Below are 17,511 nucleotides of genomic sequence, written 5' to 3'. Positions count from 1 at the left end.
GGCAGGTCGCCTATGACATCGCGCGGCAGATCGACGATGCCTATCCGGCGGGGGCGAACATCTCGGCCAAATCCTATGCCGAGCGCGACGAATATACCAATCTCGCCTGGCTTGGCGGGCAGGCGGCGATGAAGAAGCTCGGGCGGCCGGCGGATGCGATGACGCTGTTCGATCGCTATGCGCGCGGGTCGAATTCGCCGGTCGTGCGGGCGCGTGGTTATTACTGGGCGGGTCGCGCGGCGGAGGCGGCGGGCCGGCAGGCGGATGCCGCCGCCTTCTACACGCAGGCGGCCGGCTACCGCGATCAATATTACGGACAGCTCGCGACCGAGCGGATGGGCTGCGCGCTGACCCCGCCACCGCCGATGGCCAGCCTTGCGATCGCCCCCGCGGTGCGCGCCGCGTTCGAGCAGCGCGAGACGGTGCGCGCGGTCAAGTTCCTTGGCCAGATCGCGGACTGGCAGGACCAGACCGCGTTCGTCCGCCAGATCGCCGCGGATGCGACGACCGACACCGACCACGCGCTCGCCGCCGAACTGTCGACGCGCATCAACCGCCCCGATCTGGGCGTGATGGTCGGGCGCAGCGCGCTGGCGAACGGGCTTAGCGACTATTCGGCGGCGGGCTTCCCGACCGTCAGCGTGCCGGCGGGCTATGAGGACAACTGGACGATCATCCACGCGATCTCGCGGCAGGAGAGCCAGTTCGATCGCGCGGCAGTCAGCCATGCCGGTGCGCGCGGGCTGATGCAGCTGATGCCGGCGACCGCGCGCGAGCAGTCGGGCAAGATCGGGCTCGCCTATAACCAGGCGTCGCTGACGACGGATCCCAATCTGTCGATCATGCTGGGGTCGAGCTACTTCCAGCGGATCTATGCGAACTATGGCAGCTATCCGCTTGCGATTGCTGCATATAATGCGGGCGGTGGCAATGTGAACAAGTGGCTGCGCGCCAATGGCGACCCGCGGACCGGGGCGGTCGACATCATCGACTGGATCGAGGCGATCCCGTATCAGGAGACGCGCAACTATGTGCAGCGCGTGATCGAGAATGCGGTCGTCTACGACCTGATGAACCCCGCCCGCGCCAAGAGCCGCAGCGTCGCGCGGACGTCCTGGTATCTCGGCAAGACCCGGCCGGGCTGAACCGGACGAGACGGCGCGCATGGATCGGCCCAACTACATCACCCCGGCAGGCTATACGGTGCTGCGCGAGGAATATGAGCTGTTGCTCGGCAGCGAGCGGCCCAAGCTGGTCGAGGTGATTTCCTGGGCGGCGGGCAATGGCGACCGGTCGGAGAATGGCGACTATATCTATGGGCGCAAGCGGCTGCGCGAGATCGACCGGCGGCTCGGCTGGCTGTCGCGGCGGATGAAGGCGGCCAAGGTCGTCGATCCCGCCGCGCAGGAGGACCGCAGCCGCGTCTGGTTCGGCGCGTGCGTGACGGTGGCGGACGAGGAGGATGTCGAACGCGTGCTCACGCTGGTCGGCGATGACGAGACCGATGCGGGCAATGGGCGGATCGGCTGGAATTCGCCGTTCGCCCGCGCGCTGAGGGGTGCCGCGATCGGTGATGTCCGGCGCGTCGACCTGCCGGCGGGCGAGCGCGAATATGAGGTCGTGGCGATCGCCTATCCCTGATTTCCTATCGCTGAACGATCCGTTTCCATCCGGCGCGTTGACGCAGGCACGCGCGCATAGGACGTAGCGGGACCGCAACGACGTTCAGGATGATCCCATGCCGATACCCGCCACCTGGTCCCGCCGCCTGCTCAGCGCCATGCGCATCGTCGTGGCGCTGGTATTCTTCAGCCACGGTATCTCCAAGTTCTTCGGGCTGCCGCCCTTCCCGATGGCGATGACCCCGTTGCTGTACGTCGCGGGCATAATCGAGGTCGTGGGCGGCGCGTTGCTGATCGTCGGGCTGTTCACGCGGCCGGTCGCGTTCCTGCTGTCGGGCATGTCGGCGGCGGCCTATTTCCTCGCGCACGCACCGCAGGGCCCCTTCCCGATCGCCAATGGCGGCGAGGCGGCGGTGCTCTATTGTTTCGTGTTCCTCTACCTCGCCGCAGCGGGTGGCGGCGCGTGGGGCGTGGACGCGGGGCGCGGGCGCGGCTAATCCCGGCGGTATGGCCGATACCACAACCCGCAACGTCGCCCTTCTCATCGACGCCGACAACGCATCGTCGGCGACGCTCGACCCGGTGCTGACCGTCCTTGCCGAGCTCGGCACGGTCAACGTCCGGCGCGTCTATGGCAATTGGTCCAAGCCCGCGCTGAAAGGCTGGCGCGACATGTCGATCAAGCACGGCATCGAGCCGCAGCAGCAGTTCGACCTGACCAAGGGCAAGAACGCGACCGACATGAAGATGACGATCGACGCGATGGACCTGCTGTTCCGCGGCCGGATCGACGGGTTCGGGATCATGTCGTCGGACAGCGACTTCATGCCGCTCGCGATGCGGATCCGCCAGGACGGCGTGCCCGTCTATGGCTTCGGCACTAGCCGCACGCCCGAGGGGTTTCGCCAGGCCTGCACGCGCTTCATCGACGTCAGCGCGCTCGACGACGAGTCCGAGCCGATGCCGCTGTCACTGCCGCCCGCGATCGGTGGCGAGAAGGCCCCTGCCCCCGCCGCGCCCGCCGCACGCCGATCGCGCGGTGGCGAGCCGATCGGGTCGGACCTGATCAAGCTGCTGATCGACGCGTATAATGCGGGCAAGCGCGACGAGAAGGGCTATCAGAGCCTGACAGAACTCGGCCAGCGCGCGGGCAACCGGTCGAGCTTCGACGCGCGCAACTATGGCTTCAACCATCTGTCCGAGCTGATCGAGGCGGTGCCCAATTTCCAGACCGAACGCCGTGACGGCGGTCGGATCTACGTCAAGCGGGTGCGCTGAGCGGGGGCACCGGTCGCTCAGTCGAGCCCGGTGCAGTCGCCGCCAAGCTTCGTCCCGCCCCGCGCGGCGAAGCTGCCCAGTTCACGCGCGTCGCGTTTCGCGATCAGCGTGGTGGCGCTGGGCTTGCCGTCCTTGAGAACCGCGACGGTCCAGGCATCGACAGGCCCGGTCGGTGTCGCAACGCTCTGGCTGCCGGTGACGGTCAGCGTGAAGCGGCCGATCCCGCCATCATACTGGTAGAAGGGCAACGAGAAGCTCTTGCCCATCGCGAGCGGCAAGGCGCCGAACGTCACGCCCCAGAGATTGCCCTCCCAGATGGGGTCAGCCACCGCGACGTCGATCGGCGTGACGACGGCCTTGTCGGTCTTCGTTCCGACGATGCGACCGGGGGTGTAGCGCAGCGCGACATGCTCGACCCCGCTCCGGCTGTTGTCGAAGGTGATCGGCGTCAGATCGTCGCGGTTCAAGACGAAGTGATCGCGCATCGCGAAATTCGCCATCGGCACGCGCTGATGCACGACGATGTCCCAGGCCGGCCGACCGCCGACGCGGATGGCGCGGATGACCTGGCGGGTTGCGCCGATGACGGTCTGGTCGGCTCCGGCGGCCGGCGTGCCTGCGGGGGAGCCCGGGCGGTAGATCGCGAAACACTGGTCGACCGGCTTGACCCTGTCGCCCTGCGGCGCGGTCACCGAAGCCGCTGCGGCCGCTAGCATCATCAGCATGTCCATCATCCCCACCCCGTCGTTGTGGGAGAGGTGTGCTACGGACATCATACACGCGTCAAGCAATCAGTCCGGAAGCACGATCCTCGGGTCGGGGATGTCGAGGACCGCACAGGTGCCGCGCGCGGCATTCTCGATCGCGATCGTGCCGCGCAACTGCCGGGCGAGGCTGCCGATCATCCGCATGCCGAGGCTTTTGCGCGAGGCGGCCTTGAGGTCGAAATCGGCGGGCAGCCCGACGCCGTCGTCGGACACGGTCAGCAGAATCCGGCCATCGGCGTTGCGGATCGTCACCGCGATGACGCCGCCACCCTCGCCGTAAGCATATTTGATCGCGTTGGTGACAAGCTCGGTGACGAGCAGGCCGAGCGGGATCGCGGTATCCGCGCTGATCCGGATCGCGTCGATGTCGCAGTCGATCCGGTGCAGCGGCGCCTGTTCGGCCAGCCCCGTCGCGATTCCGCAGACCAGGTCGTCGAGCGCGACGATCCCGACCTGTTCACCGCGCCAGAGCTGGTCATGCGTCTGCGCGATCGCGGTGATCCGCGCCTGCGCGTCGCCGAGCAGCCGGGTGATGCGCGGGTCGTCATCCTCCTGCATCTGGAGGTTGAGCATCGCCGAGACGAGCGCGAGGCTGTTCTTGACGCGGTGGCTCGCCTCGCGCGTGAGGAGCTCCTGATGCTCCATCGCGTCGCTCAAGCGCTGTTCGGCCTGTTGCCGCTCGATCGCGACGCCGATCAGATTGGCGAACCCCTGCATGAAGGCGAGGTCGGCGGGCTCGAACTTGCCCTCGTCGGGGCTGTCGACCTCGAGCACGCCGAAGCGCTTGCCCGACGTCTCGACCAGCACGTTGATCGCGCGGCGGATGTGGTGCTCGGCCATGAAGGCGGGCGTACGGAACCGCTCCTCATTCTCGAGATGGTTGGAGATCACCGGCTGGCCGGTCTCGAGCGCGAAGCCCGCGGGCGAGGCGAGATCGGTGCGCATCTCGGCTGATCCGACCACGCCCGGCGCCCAGCCGATCCCCGCGCGCACGAACAGGCTGTCCTGCTCGGGGCGATATTCGAGGAACTTGCAGTATTTCGAGCGCATCCCCTCGCCGCACAATTCGGTGGCGCGCTGGAGCATCGGTTCGAGATCGCGCGCACGCAGCGCCTCGATCCCGAAATCGGCCAGTATCGATTGCTGGCGAAGCCGGTATTGCAGCTCCCCCGCACCCGGGGGGGCATCTCCACCGGGGGAGTGTTCGATAACTGTCACGCCTGCTCCGTTCGTGGGGACCAAGATTTCCCGTACCGACCCCGGTTAGGGGATCAACATGGCGCTTGCGTGGCAGGCACCAGCTCGGTCCTACACCACCCTCGTCATCCTGACGAACGTCAGGATCCAGAGCAATCAAGCGGGCCGCCTGTGACCCTGGATCCTGACTTTCGTCAGGATGACGGAGTTTGGATGGTAGGTGGACGTCCGCCGCAGCCCGGGAACATGGGCCGCGGCGGGTCTCAGACGCTCAGCGTGTGAGCTTCTTGTAGGCCAGACGCGTCGGGCGGTCGGCGGCGTCGCCGAGGCGGCGGCGCTTGTCTTCCTCGTAGGAGGCGTAATTGCCCTCGAACCACTCGACATGGCTGTCGCCTTCGAAGGCGAGGATGTGCGTGGCGAGGCGATCGAGGAAGAAGCGGTCATGGCTGATGACCACCGCGCAGCCGGCGAACGTCTCGAGCGCCTCCTCGAGCGCACGCAGCGTCTCGACGTCGAGATCGTTGGTCGGCTCGTCGAGCAGGAGGACGTTGCCACCCTCCTTGAGCATCTTGGCCATGTGGACGCGGTTGCGCTCGCCGCCCGACAGCTGGCCGACCTTCTTCTGCTGATCCTGCCCGCGGAAGTTGAACGCGCCGACATAGGCGCGCGTGCCCATCTCCTGCTTGCCGAAGCGGAAGATCTCGAGCTCGTCGGAGATTTCCTGCCAGACGTTCTTGTTCGGATCGAGATCGTCGCGGCTCTGGTCGACATAGCCGAGCTTGACGGTCGAGCCGACCTCGATCGTGCCCGTGTCCGGGGTTTCCTGGCCGGTGATGAGCTTGAACAGCGTCGACTTGCCCGCGCCGTTCGGGCCGATCACGCCGACGATGCCGCCCGGCGGCAGCGTGAAGTCGAGCCCGTCGAACAGCAGCTTGTCGCCGTACGACTTGGTCAGGCCCTTCGCCTCGATCACCTTGCCACCGAGACGCGACGGCAGCTGGATCAGGATCGCGGCCTTGCCGGCGACGCGATTCTCCTGCTTTTCCATCAGCTCGTCGAACGCGCGGATACGCGCCTTCGACTTGGTCTGGCGTGCCTTGGGGGTCTGGCGCATCCACGCCAGCTCGTCGGCGATCGCCTTCTGCTTGCCGGCCTCTTCGCGCTCTTCCTGGCTGAGGCGCTGCGCCTTCTTCTCCAGATAGCCCGAATAGTTGCTCTCATAGGTGTAGTAGCGGCCGCGATCGAGCTCGAGCACCCAGTTGACGACATTGTCGAGGAAGTAGCGGTCATGCGTCACGAGGATGACGTTGCCGGTATATTCCTTAAGGTAATTCTCGAGCCACGACACGCTCTCGGCGTCGAGATGGTTGGTCGGCTCGTCGAGCAGCAGGATCTGCGGCTTCTCGAGCAGCAGCTTGCAGAGCGCGACGCGGCGCTTCTCGCCGCCCGAGAGATTCTCGACCGACGCATCGCCCGGCGGGCAGCGCAGAGCCTCCATCGCCTGTTCCAGCTGGCTGTCGAGCGCCCAGCCGTCGACCGCGTCGATCTTGGCCTGGAGATCGCCCATCTCCTCCATCAGTGCGTCGAAATCGGTGTCGTCCTTCGGATCGCCCATCTCGGCCGAGATCGCGTTGAACCGGTCGACGAGGTCGGCGACGGGGCGGACGCCGTCCTTGACGTTGCCCATCACGTCCTTGGTCGGATCGAGCTGAGGCTCCTGCGCGAGATAGCCGACATTGACGCCCTCGGCCGCCCAGGCCTCGCCGGTGAAGTCGGGATCCATGCCCGCCATGATCTTCATCAGCGTCGACTTGCCCGACCCGTTGGGGCCGATGATCGCGATCTTGGCGGACGGAATGAACTGGAGGTGGATGTTGTTGAGGACGGGCTTTGCGGCACCGGGGAAGGTCTTGGTCAGACCCTTCATGACGTAGGTATACTGGACGGCCATGTGGGTGCCGAGCTCCATGCTTGAATGAGGCGGGATTTGACGTGCGCAGATAGCGATGCGGCGGGCCGTTGGCAAACGGGGAGCGGCGACATAGGCTGTCGCGGATGATGAAGCACACGCTCGCGGTATTGGCCGCCTCCACCCTGTCCGTTCCTCTCGTGGCACAGCGGACCGCACCACCCGCCCCTGCCCCGGTCGATGCGAAGGTCGCAGCCCTCCGCGATGCCGCGCTCAAGGACGACGTCGCCTATGACATCGTCGAGGGGATGACGACCGAGATCGGCCCCAGGCTGGCGGGGACCGAGGCGGAGGCGCGTGCGCGTGCCTGGTCGGTGACCAAGCTGAAGGCGCTGGGGTTCAAGAACGTGCGGATCGAGCCGTACCAGATGCCCGTCTGGGTGCGCGGCGTCGAGACGGGGTCGATCCTCGCCCCCTTCCCGCAGGCGCTGAAGCTGACCGCGCTCGGCAATTCGGGTGCGACGCCCGTGGGCGGCCTGACCGCGCAGGTGGTGGTGTTCAAGTCCTATGGCGACCTGGCGGCGGCGCCTGCCGGGAGCCTCGCCGGCAAGATCGCCTATGTCGGCAACGCGATGGAGCCGACGCAGGACGGGTCGAGCTATGGCGCGTTCGGCCCTGCGCGGTTCGTGGGGCCGGCGATGGCGGCGAGCAAGGGCGCGGCCGCGATCGTGATCCGCTCGATCGGCACCGATCATCACCGCAACCCGCATACCGGCACGACCAACTTCCCCGAGGGCGTCACGCCGATCCCGTCGGCGGCGCTGTCGGTGCCCGATGCCGAGCTGATCGAACGGATCGCGACGCGCGGCAAGCCGATCACGATGACGCTCGTCCTGACCCCGCGGATGACGGGCACGCACGAATCGGGGAACGTCATCGCCGAGGTGCCGGGGACCGATCCCAAGGCGGGGATCGTGCTGGTCGGCGGGCATCTCGACAGCTGGGATCTCGGCACGGGCGCGATCGACGATGCGAGCGGCGTGGCGATCACCGCGGCGGCGGCCAAGCGCATCCTCGACGGCCCGCGCCCGCGGCGCACGATCCGCGTCGTCTGGTTCGGTGCCGAGGAAGTCGGCGGCTTTGGCGGCAAGGCCTATGCCGAGGCGCACAAGACCGAGCGGCACGCGACCGCGGGCGAATCCGATTTCGGCGCGGATCGCGTCTGGCGGTTCGAGACCAACCTGCCCGACAGCGCGAAGCCGGTCGCCGATCGCCTCGCCTCCGCCCTCGCCCCGCTCGGCATCGCGCGCGGCGCAGGGGTCGGCGGTGACGGCACCGATGTCGGCCCGACCATGGCGCTCGGCGTCGCGGCGATCGACCTCAACCAGTCGGGTACGCGCTATTTCGACACGCACCACACCCCCGACGATACGCTCGACCGGGTCGATCCCGAGCAGCTTCGCCAGAACGTCGCGGCCTGGACGACGATGCTTGCGATCGTGGCCAATGCGCCCGAGGAAATCGGCTCGGTCGTGCCAAGAAAGTGACCAGTTGCGGCAACCCGCCCGTCATCGGACTGTCGCAAAGCTTGCTGGGCGATGAATTTAGCGGATTGACCGCCGGTCGGGGGCCGCTATTTGACGGGGCTTCGCGACGGCAATCGGGTCGGCCGCGAGTGAAACTATGCTTGGGAGCATTCGAATGAAGAAGATCGTTCTGATCGCTGCTGCCGCCGGCCTGATGTCCGTCGCAGCCTGCAGCAAGTCGCCAGAAGCCGCCGCAGTTGAGAACAACGCGGACATGCTGGCTGACAACATGGAAATGCAGGCTGACAACATGGACGCCATGGCGGACAACACCTCGAACGCTGTCGCAACCGACGTGCTCGAGAACGCAGCCGACAACATGAACGCAGCAGCAGACAACGTCCGCGACGCTGCCGACGAGAAGACCGACAACATGAACTAAGACTGTGTCGGGCGCTTGCGCTCGACAGCGTTTTGGAGTCGGAAAGGGCGTTCCTTCGGGAGCGCCCTTTTTCTTTGGCACCCTTTTTCTTTGGAAACGCTTGCGCTAACGCAGGCGGCGGTGGGGCCTGTAGCTCAACGGTTAGAGCTGGCCGCTCATAACGGCTAGGTTGCGGGTTCGATTCCTGCCGGGCCCACCAATTTCTCCGATCATCACCACCTTACATCGTCAGGAAAGCGCAGAACCGCTTGGTTTGTGGGGGTCTTTCTTTTCACACGTTCCATACGGCGAGCTGAATGTGCGGGATATTTGGGGGTATTTTTCAAATGGTATTTTCTGCCTCCCAGATGTCATGATTCGGCCCGGATTTCTGCGGCTTGCGGAGCCGCTCCGGCTTCGGCGGAAGCACCTGGTTTGAGGGTGTCGATGATCATGCTGGGCGGCCTTGCGACGATGATCTCGGCAATGCCCGCCGCAGCGCACGCCGCGGTGCAAGTCGCGGCGAACCGCGAGTGACGAACCGCTTTAGATAGGCGGCGTTACGCCCTATCATCGTAGAGAGGCTAGCGAGGCTCCTGCCTTGCTCTTTGGCGAGCTCGGCAGTCGAACTCGCGGCGTTTGCATACTCATTGGGCGCATCCAAACAACGAATCAGGGTAGCGCCCGAGCTATACTGCTCCTTTTTTGTTCTCAACCTGCCTGCCATCGCCGGGCGGAACGAGGCACGGGATAGTTCGGAAAACCTCGTAACTCGGGGGGGGGCTTGAATGTCGCTAAAAGAACAGTGTGCCCGTCAACAACTATTGGAGATTTAGGTCATTCTTCTTGTCTTGTTAACCAAGGTTGAGCAGGGCCTATTGCACGCTTCTACCGTGGAAAATGCCCCCGGATGCAAACGATCCGGCCGCGCGACTTCATGACGCTCATCGCACTCCGCTCACGATGCACGATTGTCCCGAAACCACACAATGGTTGGGTGGTAGCCATTTTCAGGCAATTGCATAACTCTATGGCCCCCTTTACTTTTTTTCCAAGGAACACGTAAAAAGGGACCATCATGAAGCGTTTACTTCTTTCGACAATGGCATTCGTATCTGCATTTGCGATGGCCCCAGCGGCTCACGCAGTTAACTTCACTCCGAACGACCCGGAGTTCACCGTCAGCGGCGATATAAAGAATGGTACCGTTTCGGCAGATTTCGGCCGGGCGGGCATTAAGCGTGGTGCATTCACGGATACTTTCAATTTCATCATCGATCAGGCCGGTCTGGCTAGCGGTACGCTCAGCACGAGCACGACGCGGTTCTTCAGCCCGACCGATCTTGATATCCTGTCGGTGTTCATCAATGGTTTCGCAGCATCGAAGACTGTTGTCGGCAAGGCCGAGTTTTTCGAGATCAACAACGTGGCGATCGCAAAAGGTGCGACGAACCAGATCGTCGTGAACGGCCTCTCGCGTGGTAACGGTTCCTATGCCGGCACCGCGACCTTTGAGCCGACGGCAGCAGTTCCCGAGGCCGGTACCTGGGCAATCATGCTGTTCGGTATCGGCGGTATCGGCTCATCGATGCGCGTTCGTCGTCGCCAGGCGAAGATCGCATTCGCCTAAGCACATTTCACAGCCGGTCCCAGTGTCCGGCCGTGTGAAGGCAGCCGTCAACCTTTCGAGGTTGGCGGCTGTTTTCATTTGAATCCAGCGCGATTGCGGCTGCGGAGGGATTGATGCGGCGCGACGACCGCCGTTGACCGACACCGAAGCGTACGGTCAGGCGCGAACTGGTCGAAGCCGACTTCCTTATGCCGTCCACAGCCACGGATCAGATCCGTGGTCCGGATACCCAGGGGCGGCATGGGTCGGGTTTAAGTGGTCAAACGTCGACGGAGTGACAATGCAGAAAATCCAATAAGAGCCGCGCTCATTGAGACCGTCAACGGTCGCGTAGACACACCAGCGGTCCGCCTAACCCTGCGCTGTCTCTGACATCACTGCCCCGAGCGCTGGCCCCTCGTGATCTTTTGGGAGGCCGCGCCGCAGGATAGCGAAATCGGTCGGTGCCAGAGCGTGACGGCCCCATTCAACAGCATTGTGCGGCAGCTGCGTCGATCCGGCGCATATACCGTAGTCGGCAATGCGCGGGCAGCATTGGCATCAAGAATTTTCAGTTAATCCACTTTAACCGCGTGGATTTGCAATTACTAAACAAATTCAATGCATAAATCCCCTTGTCGAAAGACAAGCACTTTCAAATTTGGGGGTTCAAATGCGCTACTGGCCAATCGGCAAGCCCATTCGGGGTTAACTTTGCCATCAGCTTGGGGGTCACTATTGGCAACATTGCCGCATACTGCAGGATGCAAAGCAATGCATTACTATGCCAATGATGACCCTTACAACGGCTGAAGTTAAAAATGCCCGGCTTTCCGAGCCGGGCATTTTTTGTGTTCACGACCGCGTCATATCCTTTGCCGGAATCTCATCGGTGCATGTGCGAAAAAGCAAGGCCAAGGGGTTTCACTGCTTTTTGCATAGCTGTGTTCGCAGTCTTAAACCGCCCGCCTATCAGATAGCCAATTAAAGGCCTGCGTTACGCCGAACTTCTGCGACGGCCCTTCGTTGATCGCATCGACTTTCCGAACGAGGACACGAGCAAGAGCAACCGGCGCATGCTGTGCGCGCCTGGCGTAGCGATCGAGCTGCGCTTCGAGCCGAGCAACCCGTTCGACAATAACGCGGTCGCCATCTTCAGCGAGCGCGGCACGCAGCTGGGCTACGTCAGCGCCGAGCGGGCGTCGTTGATCGGCAAGCGGATAGCGGAAGGCGAGGCGATCGCCGTCTTTCAGACGATGCACGGAAGCAGGGTGCTTACCCTGCCCGACCCGGTCCCCGATGCTCCAAAGCGCCCACCTCCCCGCCAGGCTCGGTCGGCGCAGCAACCGGTCCACGATCCCCACGCCTTTTAACCTGACAAGGAAGACGCCGAACTCGGCGCGTAACATCGGGCTTGCGGCCCGGTCTGACCAATATGAAGCTTAGCAAGGTCGTTCCGTACTATGATCGACTGCCAGGGCAAACGCTGGGGCTGACGAACGCAATACGATCGCTAAGGCGCGCGAAGATAGATTTGGGAAACGAGACGCCTTCACAGCAATGCGTGCCGCACTGCTCGAGATGGTGCCTGAATCGCACTCTGGTTACCGAACTTCCGATCCAGCTGAACTGTCCGCAGACACTGCAAACACGTTCCACCCTGGCAAGATAGCGCCATTGGCCGCGCAAGAGCGGTATGCGCCATTCTCGGCATGGTGAAGTGCATCGGCTAAGAAAGAGGCCACAAGCGGATTGTTAGTTACGTCGGCGACGTGAAGCGCCCAAGCGATCGCGGAACGCAAGATTTCTGCGTCGTGTCCAAAGGGCGTGTTCATGGCGCGGTTTGTTACAAAGCGAATGCTTGGGAGCCAAGCTCGCGTTCGGCATACAAGGTTAAGATTAACCTAGGTTACTTTCCATCAAAACCCAAGCCAGCCTGACTGAACCCGCTGCCAACTATACTTGTGAGCAAGGATCTGAATGGGGCACCTGACCGATCGCGTCACGCTGTTGCCGGCGTGCCGAGGTGCACCCGGCGAGCAGCTGATCGGATAGGACTGATGCCGCTTCGATGTCGAGCGTGACAGCAACGCCCGGCCCATCAATCAGCACCCTCCCCTCGTTTGCTGAGACGTTCACAATGTCCGGACGCAAGGTACGCAGCATGCCAATTCTCCCGTAGAACAATCAGCGACCAGTGGCGGCACATCGTTCCGGGTATTGATCCACGGCAGGACGATACTCAGTGACCGAGATCGCTCGCCTCGTGTTGAGGGAGGCGGTGAGTTTGGAGCGGAGCAGCGCGCTAGTTAGGTCAGAAAACGTCAGTCCCAGTGACGCTCTTGCATACGAAGGTCGATCGTATACTTTCGGTCGAATTGCAGGAGTCGAACGATGAAATATCGCGTTGCAGTTGCGCTGATCCTCACTCCCATTGGCGTAGAGGCGCAAACGTCAGAAGCCCCTGCCAAGGCCGTAGAGGCGCAAGCCAAAGAGAAGAAGATCTGCCGGTCAATGACGCCGACGGGCTCCTTCATGGCCACGCGCGTCTGCAATTCGGCTGCAGCGTGGCGCAAATTTGATGGGATTACTGCTGACGGCGCGCAGCAGACCCGGGATGTGTATCGAATGACCACGACCGGCGTTCCGCACTGAGTTAGATGCAGCGGCGATCTCCTGCAATGCCCGCCGCCTGGCAGTGGAATCGGATGCCGCAATCTGATTGAGCGCCGAAAGAAGCCGCTCATTGCGCGCGCACAACGCCGCTTTCGTCATGCTGGCACGAAGCGGCGGCTTCCCGACAGTTCGGCCGCGCACAACCATGTCAGTCATGTTTTCCTCGTGGGTTCCCGCCACCAAATGCGCAGGGTTGCAGCAGATCGCGCGGTCGCAGGTGTGACGGATGACGCGTTCGCCTGGGTCTTCGCCGTTAACTATTGCCGACGCCACCCGGTTTGATCGGCGGATCCTGCCGCCTCCCACCGTCGTCTGACCGTACAGCCCTTTACCGCCGCGGCATGCTGTCCAATCCCAACACTCGCCTTCACCGCGGCGGGCGACGTTAGACCAGAACCGGGCAATGATAGCCGGCCCCCGGATTGGATCCGCGAGGTAAGGCCATATAGGCTTGATCCCGAACCGGGGCTTAAACGGCGCCGTCGCGGCTATCTCGACGCTCATGAAATACACCCCACTGCACGTGGGGGTTTCTTGGGGGTATAATGCCCGCCGCCACGGGCTTTGTAAGGGCGTCAGTTCGATAGTTGCCGGGCCCACCAATTTCCAAAATCACAGCCTCCATATCGCCGCAATAAGTCGCAGCAATGCGCCACATCTCCGCGTTTTTCTTGTCAGGCGTTTCATAACTATTCGTCGCAGATCAGGCATTCCGGGGGCGGCTCAGGGGGTATTTCGGATTACCCTCGCCTACTATCCCCGCAGAGCCATCCGAGCATGCAGCTGGCGATTTCCAAACCTTCCGGCCACAGCCGCACCTGATGCGCGACAACGCCTTGTCTCGCGCGAGCTGACAGGATCCGTAGGCTCTCCCGGTGACCAAGGATCGCGCGCGCCCAGTGCCCGCTCGTCGGCGTTGAGGACGATCGCGCGGTGGCGGCGTTCCTCCGCTGGCAGGCGTCGCGGCGGACCGCGCGTGACGGACTGGTTCAGCTAGGCGGCGTTTCGCCCTATCATCGTAGGGAGGCTAGCGAGGCTCCTGCCTGCTCTTTCGCGTGCTCGGGCAGTCGATCTTGTGGGGATTACATTCTTATTGAACGCATCCGGGCAGCGAATCAGGATCGCACCTGAACTCCGTAGTTCCGTTTTTGTTCTCAATCAGTTTGCAACTACCCGCCATCTGCGAGCGCAGAAAGATTAGGACAATCAAGCAGCTCGGGGGGCCTGGACGTCACCCGGTGGCCAGCGTAGCCCATCATCAAATAAATCACGGTTGGGTCACTCTTCATGTCTTGTTAACCATAAGGAAACAGGACTTATTGCGCGCTTCGACGGTGCGAAACGCGCCGCGGAGCAGAGGGTGTTTCAATGGTAATGATCCTGGTGGGCTGGGCCGGCTCTTCCGTCGCAGCGTTTCTCGTTCTCGGGTACGCCGCTCACAAGCTCAAACACGTATGAAGCGGGGACCGGGCTAGGATCCACACGCGTTCTATCCAGACGAGGACGGGCTCGACCGGGGAGCCGACCGCGCGCGTCGAGCGACTGACGACGGCCCGACCTGCACCTACCGAGCAGTTGATCGGAAGAAACGGACGCCGCCTCTATGCCGCGCGTGGCGGCCCAGCAGGGCCCGTCGATCGGCACCTTCCCCTCCTTCGCCGAAACGTTCAGAGCTTCAGACTGCAACTTCGACTGCATGGCCAAACGCGATGCGATTTCTGGTCATCGATCACGATCATGCGTGTCCGATGGCGCTTCTCATCCGTAGATCATGAGGCGCGGCGACCGCCTGTTGCGACACCGCATCCGTCACGATCGGGCCGGAGAACTTCCGTCGGGAAGTGGAGCACCTGCACCTTTCCCGATCGGTAGGGGAACCTGGACCACTTCCGCGGCTTGCTCAGGGAAATTCGCATCAAATTCGACGAATCCAAGGATATGCGGAGGTCTCCTATAATCCAATTGGAGTAGTGCGTCTTAAGCCATTAGGATTATCGTCGAGAATTCCGGAGTATGATAAGGAAAGAATGGCGACGCTGGTTGCCGACTTTCGAGGATAGTCCCATGATAAACAAGGCAATCATAGTCGGAATGCTTGGATTGACGGCAATTTGTGCGACACCCGCTGCAGCTGTATCAATCATGGATCCGACCGACGACTTCATTCCGTCATATACTGCGGGTCCGCGTTTTGCAGATCTCGACGTCACAGGCCTCTCGGTCAATTACGACAGTATGTCGCAATTCTTCACGCTAGGCGCCACTTTCGCCGGGGATATCGATCCGCAGACGGCGGGTCTGTACATTTTCGGCGTCAACACCGGTACAGGCATCGCCAGGCCTTTTGCCTCGATCGGTCAACCCGATGTGATCTTCAATCAGGCCATCGTGATACAGAAGAACGGCACCGGATCGGTCGGTCCAAACGCCTTGGACCCAACTGGTATTTCCATCGCTGGAAACATGCTGACAGCGCGGGTTCCGCTCGCCTTGCTGCCGAGCACGGGCTTTGGGCCAACGCAATATGGGTTTAATCTCTGGCCCCGAAACGGTGTGGGTAACGTCAACCAGATTACAGATTTTGCACCTGAGAATGCGACCGTTTCGATCGGCGCGGTTCCAGAGCCGGCAACGTGGCTCATGATGCTCGTCGGCTTCGGGGGAGTTGGCTTCAGCCTCCGCCGGCGCATCGGGAAAGTCGTCACAGGTACTGTTTACGCCTGATCTCGATGGCAATTCATCCCAGATAGAGCCGCCGCCCTTCAATGGTCGGCGGCTTTTCGGTCCAGCGTCATCTGCGTCTGATTTCTGACCCCAGAATGAGGGCGTCGAGGATCCTGCAGCTTGCTGAACTATGTAATCGCCGAAGGGGTGCCTAGTGCGACAATATGCTCGACGGCGTCCTCGGTAATTTCCTGGGCACCCTCCAGCCCGAATTCGCCGAGATAGGACCAGGCGACCCACCCGACATATCTCGGCAGGCCCGGAATGGCGAGGCCGACGGATCGGCCGATCGTCACGCCATAATCCGCTTTCACCCGAAAACCACGCGTGGAGACGCCCGTCACGGTCGCGGGTATCATTTCGCCCAGAGGGGTGATCAGAAGCGCCCCCAGGTTGACGAGATGCCGGGATGCGCAACGACGTTCGATCAGCGCCGGAGAGATATCGCTCGCGATTTTGCGATACATATTCATCTTGAGGCTCGTCCGGGCAGTCTGCGTCGTTGCGGACACGTGGCCATCACGGTCGCTGGCTTTGCATCGAAGACTGGACTTCCTTATCGCCTTCGCGATCGACGTCGGCCTGCTTGCTTATGGCGTGGACAATCGCCTCTGCTTCTTTCTTCAACGCGATGATCCGCGCCCTGTCGTCGTCCGTGATGAAGTCACGGGGTTTTTCATCGAAGACGCACAGCGCCCCGAGTACGGTGCCGTCTTCGTCGCGTAGCGGCGCACCAATATAGAATTGAATGCCCTCGATCGTGTCGACGAAGGGGTTGCCGGCGAAACGCTCGTCTGCGCCGGCGTCCGGAACGATCGTCAGTTCGTCGGGGGATAGAATGGCATGCGCACAGAAGGACGTAGACCTCTTATAGATGCCGGCCTCGAAACCCGCTGCGGACAATACGTAAGTCGAGTCCTGATAGACGATGGTGATGGCGGCGGACTTTGCTTTCAGGGTATCGCGGACAGCATCCAAGATCGGCCGGAATCTGCCGACATGCGGACTTGCGATGAGATTGCTTGTCGCAATGGCCCTTTCGCGCTCGCGTTCATTTTCCGGCTTATCCGCCATGATGTAGAACGAGATCGACATATCATATCCTAGCCCTATGTGCCCAATCGAGCAGATAGGGAGCCTAAGCATCCGTTTGCCCGGCCTGTGACGATATAAAGCAATAGCTAACAAAGGGTTGGCATCACCGCCCGCCCTATCGAACGGCACCCTCCCCTTGTCTCCCCCGCAGTTTCAGCGGGCGATCCAGGCGGTGATTCCGGCGAGGCTGCGGAAGTCGTCGACTGCGCGGACGTCGAGCGTGGGATAGGCGGCGCGGACCATGTCGGCGAGCGCGGTGCCGGGGCCGAGTTCGAGCAGACGGTCGACGCCGCGTTCGACGAGTGCCTCGAGCGTGGCGGCCCAGTCGATCGTCGTGTCGATCTGGGCCGCAAGTCCTGCGATGCCGGCGGCGCCGCGGACGATCGTGGCATCGGTTGCGCCGATCAGCGTCCGACCCCGGATTGGCCGTGCGGGCTGGGCTTCGAGCAGCGCGGCGTGGAACGGCGCGACGGCGGCGGACAGGCGGCGGGTGTGCGACGCGACGCGGACCGCGATCGGGCGAGCGGACGCTGCGCCCTGTGCCAACGCCGCGTCGCAACAGGCGGCGACCTGCGCGCGGGTGCCGCCGATCACGAACAGCAAGCCGGGATTGACGATCGCGATGCCGCAGTCGAACCGTGCGACCAGCGCCTCGACCGCGTCGCGCGGCAGGCCGCGGACGAAGCC

At 62.8% G+C, this 17,511-nt stretch carries 16 protein-coding genes, 1 tRNA gene and 1 pseudogene; 10 read left to right on the top strand and 8 right to left on the bottom strand.

All coding sequences use genetic code 11. The features are described 5' to 3' along the window. The 4 genes from sphsw_RS04175 to sphsw_RS04160 all read left to right on the top strand — a co-directional run. A partial coding sequence (locus tag sphsw_RS04175) for a lytic transglycosylase domain-containing protein (protein WP_031439513.1) occupies window positions 1-1,145 on the top strand: 1,145 nt, incomplete at its 5' end. A gap of 19 nt (window positions 1,146-1,164) precedes the next feature. Beyond that, a complete protein-coding gene (gene greB / locus sphsw_RS04170; protein WP_031439512.1) occupies window positions 1,165-1,641 on the top strand; it encodes a transcription elongation factor GreB in 477 nt (158 codons plus the stop codon). Between the two features lie 97 nt (window positions 1,642-1,738). Continuing rightward, entirely contained in the window at window positions 1,739-2,119 is a 381-nt protein-coding gene (locus sphsw_RS04165; RefSeq protein WP_031439511.1) for a DoxX family protein, read from the top strand. Window positions 2,120-2,129: 10 nt separating this feature from the next. Continuing rightward, the gene (locus sphsw_RS04160) at window positions 2,130-2,900 is read left to right on the top strand and encodes an NYN domain-containing protein (protein WP_031439510.1); all 771 of its coding nucleotides are present in this window, start codon (window positions 2,130-2,132) and stop codon (window positions 2,898-2,900) included. Window positions 2,901-2,917: 17 nt separating this feature from the next. Here the strand turns inward: sphsw_RS04160 and sphsw_RS04155 are convergent, their stop codons facing one another. The 3 genes from sphsw_RS04155 to ettA all read right to left on the bottom strand — a co-directional run bounded on the left by sphsw_RS04155 (window position 2,918) and on the right by ettA (window position 6,815). Beyond that, complete coding sequence (locus sphsw_RS04155; RefSeq protein WP_160172602.1) at window positions 2,918-3,673, bottom strand: DUF3108 domain-containing protein; 756 nt, start codon at window positions 3,671-3,673, stop codon at window positions 2,918-2,920. Between the two features lie 18 nt (window positions 3,674-3,691). Next, a complete protein-coding gene (locus tag sphsw_RS04150) occupies window positions 3,692-4,885 on the bottom strand; it encodes a sensor histidine kinase (protein WP_235188280.1) in 1,194 nt (397 codons plus the stop codon). A 250-nt stretch (window positions 4,886-5,135) separates the two neighbouring features. Next, window positions 5,136-6,815, bottom strand: coding sequence for an energy-dependent translational throttle protein EttA (gene ettA / locus sphsw_RS04145; RefSeq protein ID WP_031439507.1), 1,680 nt, complete (start codon window positions 6,813-6,815; stop codon window positions 5,136-5,138). Window positions 6,816-6,922: 107 nt separating this feature from the next. Between ettA and sphsw_RS04140 the strand changes: the two genes are divergently transcribed. The 4 genes from sphsw_RS04140 (at window position 6,923) to sphsw_RS04125 (ending at window position 10,350) form a co-directional block, all read left to right on the top strand. After that, a complete protein-coding gene (locus tag sphsw_RS04140; protein WP_443024366.1) occupies window positions 6,923-8,320 on the top strand; it encodes a M20/M25/M40 family metallo-hydrolase in 1,398 nt (465 codons plus the stop codon). Window positions 8,321-8,474: 154 nt separating this feature from the next. Beyond that, the gene (locus sphsw_RS04135) at window positions 8,475-8,741 is read left to right on the top strand and encodes a hypothetical protein (RefSeq protein WP_031393308.1); all 267 of its coding nucleotides are present in this window, start codon (window positions 8,475-8,477) and stop codon (window positions 8,739-8,741) included. 123 nt (window positions 8,742-8,864) lie between these two features. After that, window positions 8,865-8,940 (top strand) — tRNA-Ile (locus tag sphsw_RS04130). A gap of 858 nt (window positions 8,941-9,798) precedes the next feature. Further along, window positions 9,799-10,350, top strand: coding sequence for an FxDxF family PEP-CTERM protein (locus sphsw_RS04125; RefSeq protein WP_107045822.1), 552 nt, complete (start codon window positions 9,799-9,801; stop codon window positions 10,348-10,350). Window positions 10,351-11,285: 935 nt separating this feature from the next. Here sphsw_RS04125 and sphsw_RS20250 read toward each other — a convergent pair. Next, window positions 11,286-11,738, bottom strand: a complete 453-nt coding sequence (locus sphsw_RS20250; RefSeq protein WP_235188279.1) for a hypothetical protein — start codon at window positions 11,736-11,738, stop codon at window positions 11,286-11,288. Window positions 11,739-12,285: 547 nt separating this feature from the next. After that, window positions 12,286-12,495 (bottom strand): hypothetical protein, encoded by a 210-nt coding sequence (locus sphsw_RS20245; RefSeq protein WP_152555379.1) that lies wholly within the window; start codon window positions 12,493-12,495, stop codon window positions 12,286-12,288. Between the two features lie 228 nt (window positions 12,496-12,723). Between sphsw_RS20245 and sphsw_RS20240 the strand changes: the two genes are divergently transcribed. Both sphsw_RS20240 and sphsw_RS20235 read left to right on the top strand, forming a co-directional pair. Then, entirely contained in the window at window positions 12,724-12,984 is a 261-nt protein-coding gene (locus tag sphsw_RS20240; protein WP_152555378.1) for a hypothetical protein, read from the top strand. A gap of 2,085 nt (window positions 12,985-15,069) precedes the next feature. Further along, a complete protein-coding gene (locus sphsw_RS20235) occupies window positions 15,070-15,729 on the top strand; it encodes a PEPxxWA-CTERM sorting domain-containing protein (protein WP_235188278.1) in 660 nt (219 codons plus the stop codon). 128 nt (window positions 15,730-15,857) lie between these two features. Here the strand turns inward: sphsw_RS20235 and sphsw_RS04105 are convergent, their stop codons facing one another. From sphsw_RS04105 to sphsw_RS19635, 3 genes and pseudogenes are all read right to left on the bottom strand, one after another. Next, entirely contained in the window at window positions 15,858-16,196 is a 339-nt protein-coding gene (locus sphsw_RS04105) for a hypothetical protein (RefSeq protein WP_031439502.1), read from the bottom strand. 52 nt (window positions 16,197-16,248) lie between these two features. Further along, a complete protein-coding gene (locus tag sphsw_RS04100) occupies window positions 16,249-16,824 on the bottom strand; it encodes a GAF domain-containing protein (RefSeq protein ID WP_160172600.1) in 576 nt (191 codons plus the stop codon). Window positions 16,825-16,977: 153 nt separating this feature from the next. Then, a pseudogene (locus tag sphsw_RS19635) lies at window positions 16,978-17,511 on the bottom strand (acyltransferase domain-containing protein); the annotation flags it as partial.

The sequence above is a fragment of the Sphingomonas sp. FUKUSWIS1 genome, from assembly GCF_000733135.1.
Lineage (GTDB): Bacteria > Pseudomonadota > Alphaproteobacteria > Sphingomonadales > Sphingomonadaceae > Sphingomonas > Sphingomonas aerolata.
Note: the sequence above shows the minus strand (reverse complement) of the source record. Positions and strands in the feature narration are given on the sequence as shown.

Bases quoted from the DNA above. Each gene is read 5' to 3' on its own strand.
- sphsw_RS04160 (WP_031439510.1), top strand. From the start codon at position 2,130: ATGGCCGATACCACAACCCGCAACGTCGCCCTTCTCATCGACGCCGAC.
- sphsw_RS04125 (WP_107045822.1), top strand. From the start codon at position 9,799: ATGAAGCGTTTACTTCTTTCGACAATGGCATTCGTATCTGCATTTGCG.
- sphsw_RS04100 (WP_160172600.1), bottom strand. From the start codon at position 16,824: ATGTCGATCTCGTTCTACATCATGGCGGATAAGCCGGAAAATGAACGC.
- greB (WP_031439512.1), top strand. From the start codon at position 1,165: ATGGATCGGCCCAACTACATCACCCCGGCAGGCTATACGGTGCTGCGC.
- ettA (WP_031439507.1), bottom strand. From the start codon at position 6,815: ATGGCCGTCCAGTATACCTACGTCATGAAGGGTCTGACCAAGACCTTC.
- sphsw_RS20235 (WP_235188278.1), top strand. From the start codon at position 15,070: ATGATAAACAAGGCAATCATAGTCGGAATGCTTGGATTGACGGCAATT.
- sphsw_RS20250 (WP_235188279.1), bottom strand. From the start codon at position 11,738: ATGTTACGCGCCGAGTTCGGCGTCTTCCTTGTCAGGTTAAAAGGCGTG.
- sphsw_RS04155 (WP_160172602.1), bottom strand. From the start codon at position 3,673: ATGTCCGTAGCACACCTCTCCCACAACGACGGGGTGGGGATGATGGAC.
- sphsw_RS04105 (WP_031439502.1), bottom strand. From the start codon at position 16,196: ATGTATCGCAAAATCGCGAGCGATATCTCTCCGGCGCTGATCGAACGT.
- sphsw_RS04135 (WP_031393308.1), top strand. From the start codon at position 8,475: ATGAAGAAGATCGTTCTGATCGCTGCTGCCGCCGGCCTGATGTCCGTC.
- sphsw_RS04140 (WP_443024366.1), top strand. From the start codon at position 6,923: ATGAAGCACACGCTCGCGGTATTGGCCGCCTCCACCCTGTCCGTTCCT.
- sphsw_RS04165 (WP_031439511.1), top strand. From the start codon at position 1,739: ATGCCGATACCCGCCACCTGGTCCCGCCGCCTGCTCAGCGCCATGCGC.
- sphsw_RS20245 (WP_152555379.1), bottom strand. From the start codon at position 12,495: ATGCTGCGTACCTTGCGTCCGGACATTGTGAACGTCTCAGCAAACGAG.
- sphsw_RS20240 (WP_152555378.1), top strand. From the start codon at position 12,724: ATGAAATATCGCGTTGCAGTTGCGCTGATCCTCACTCCCATTGGCGTA.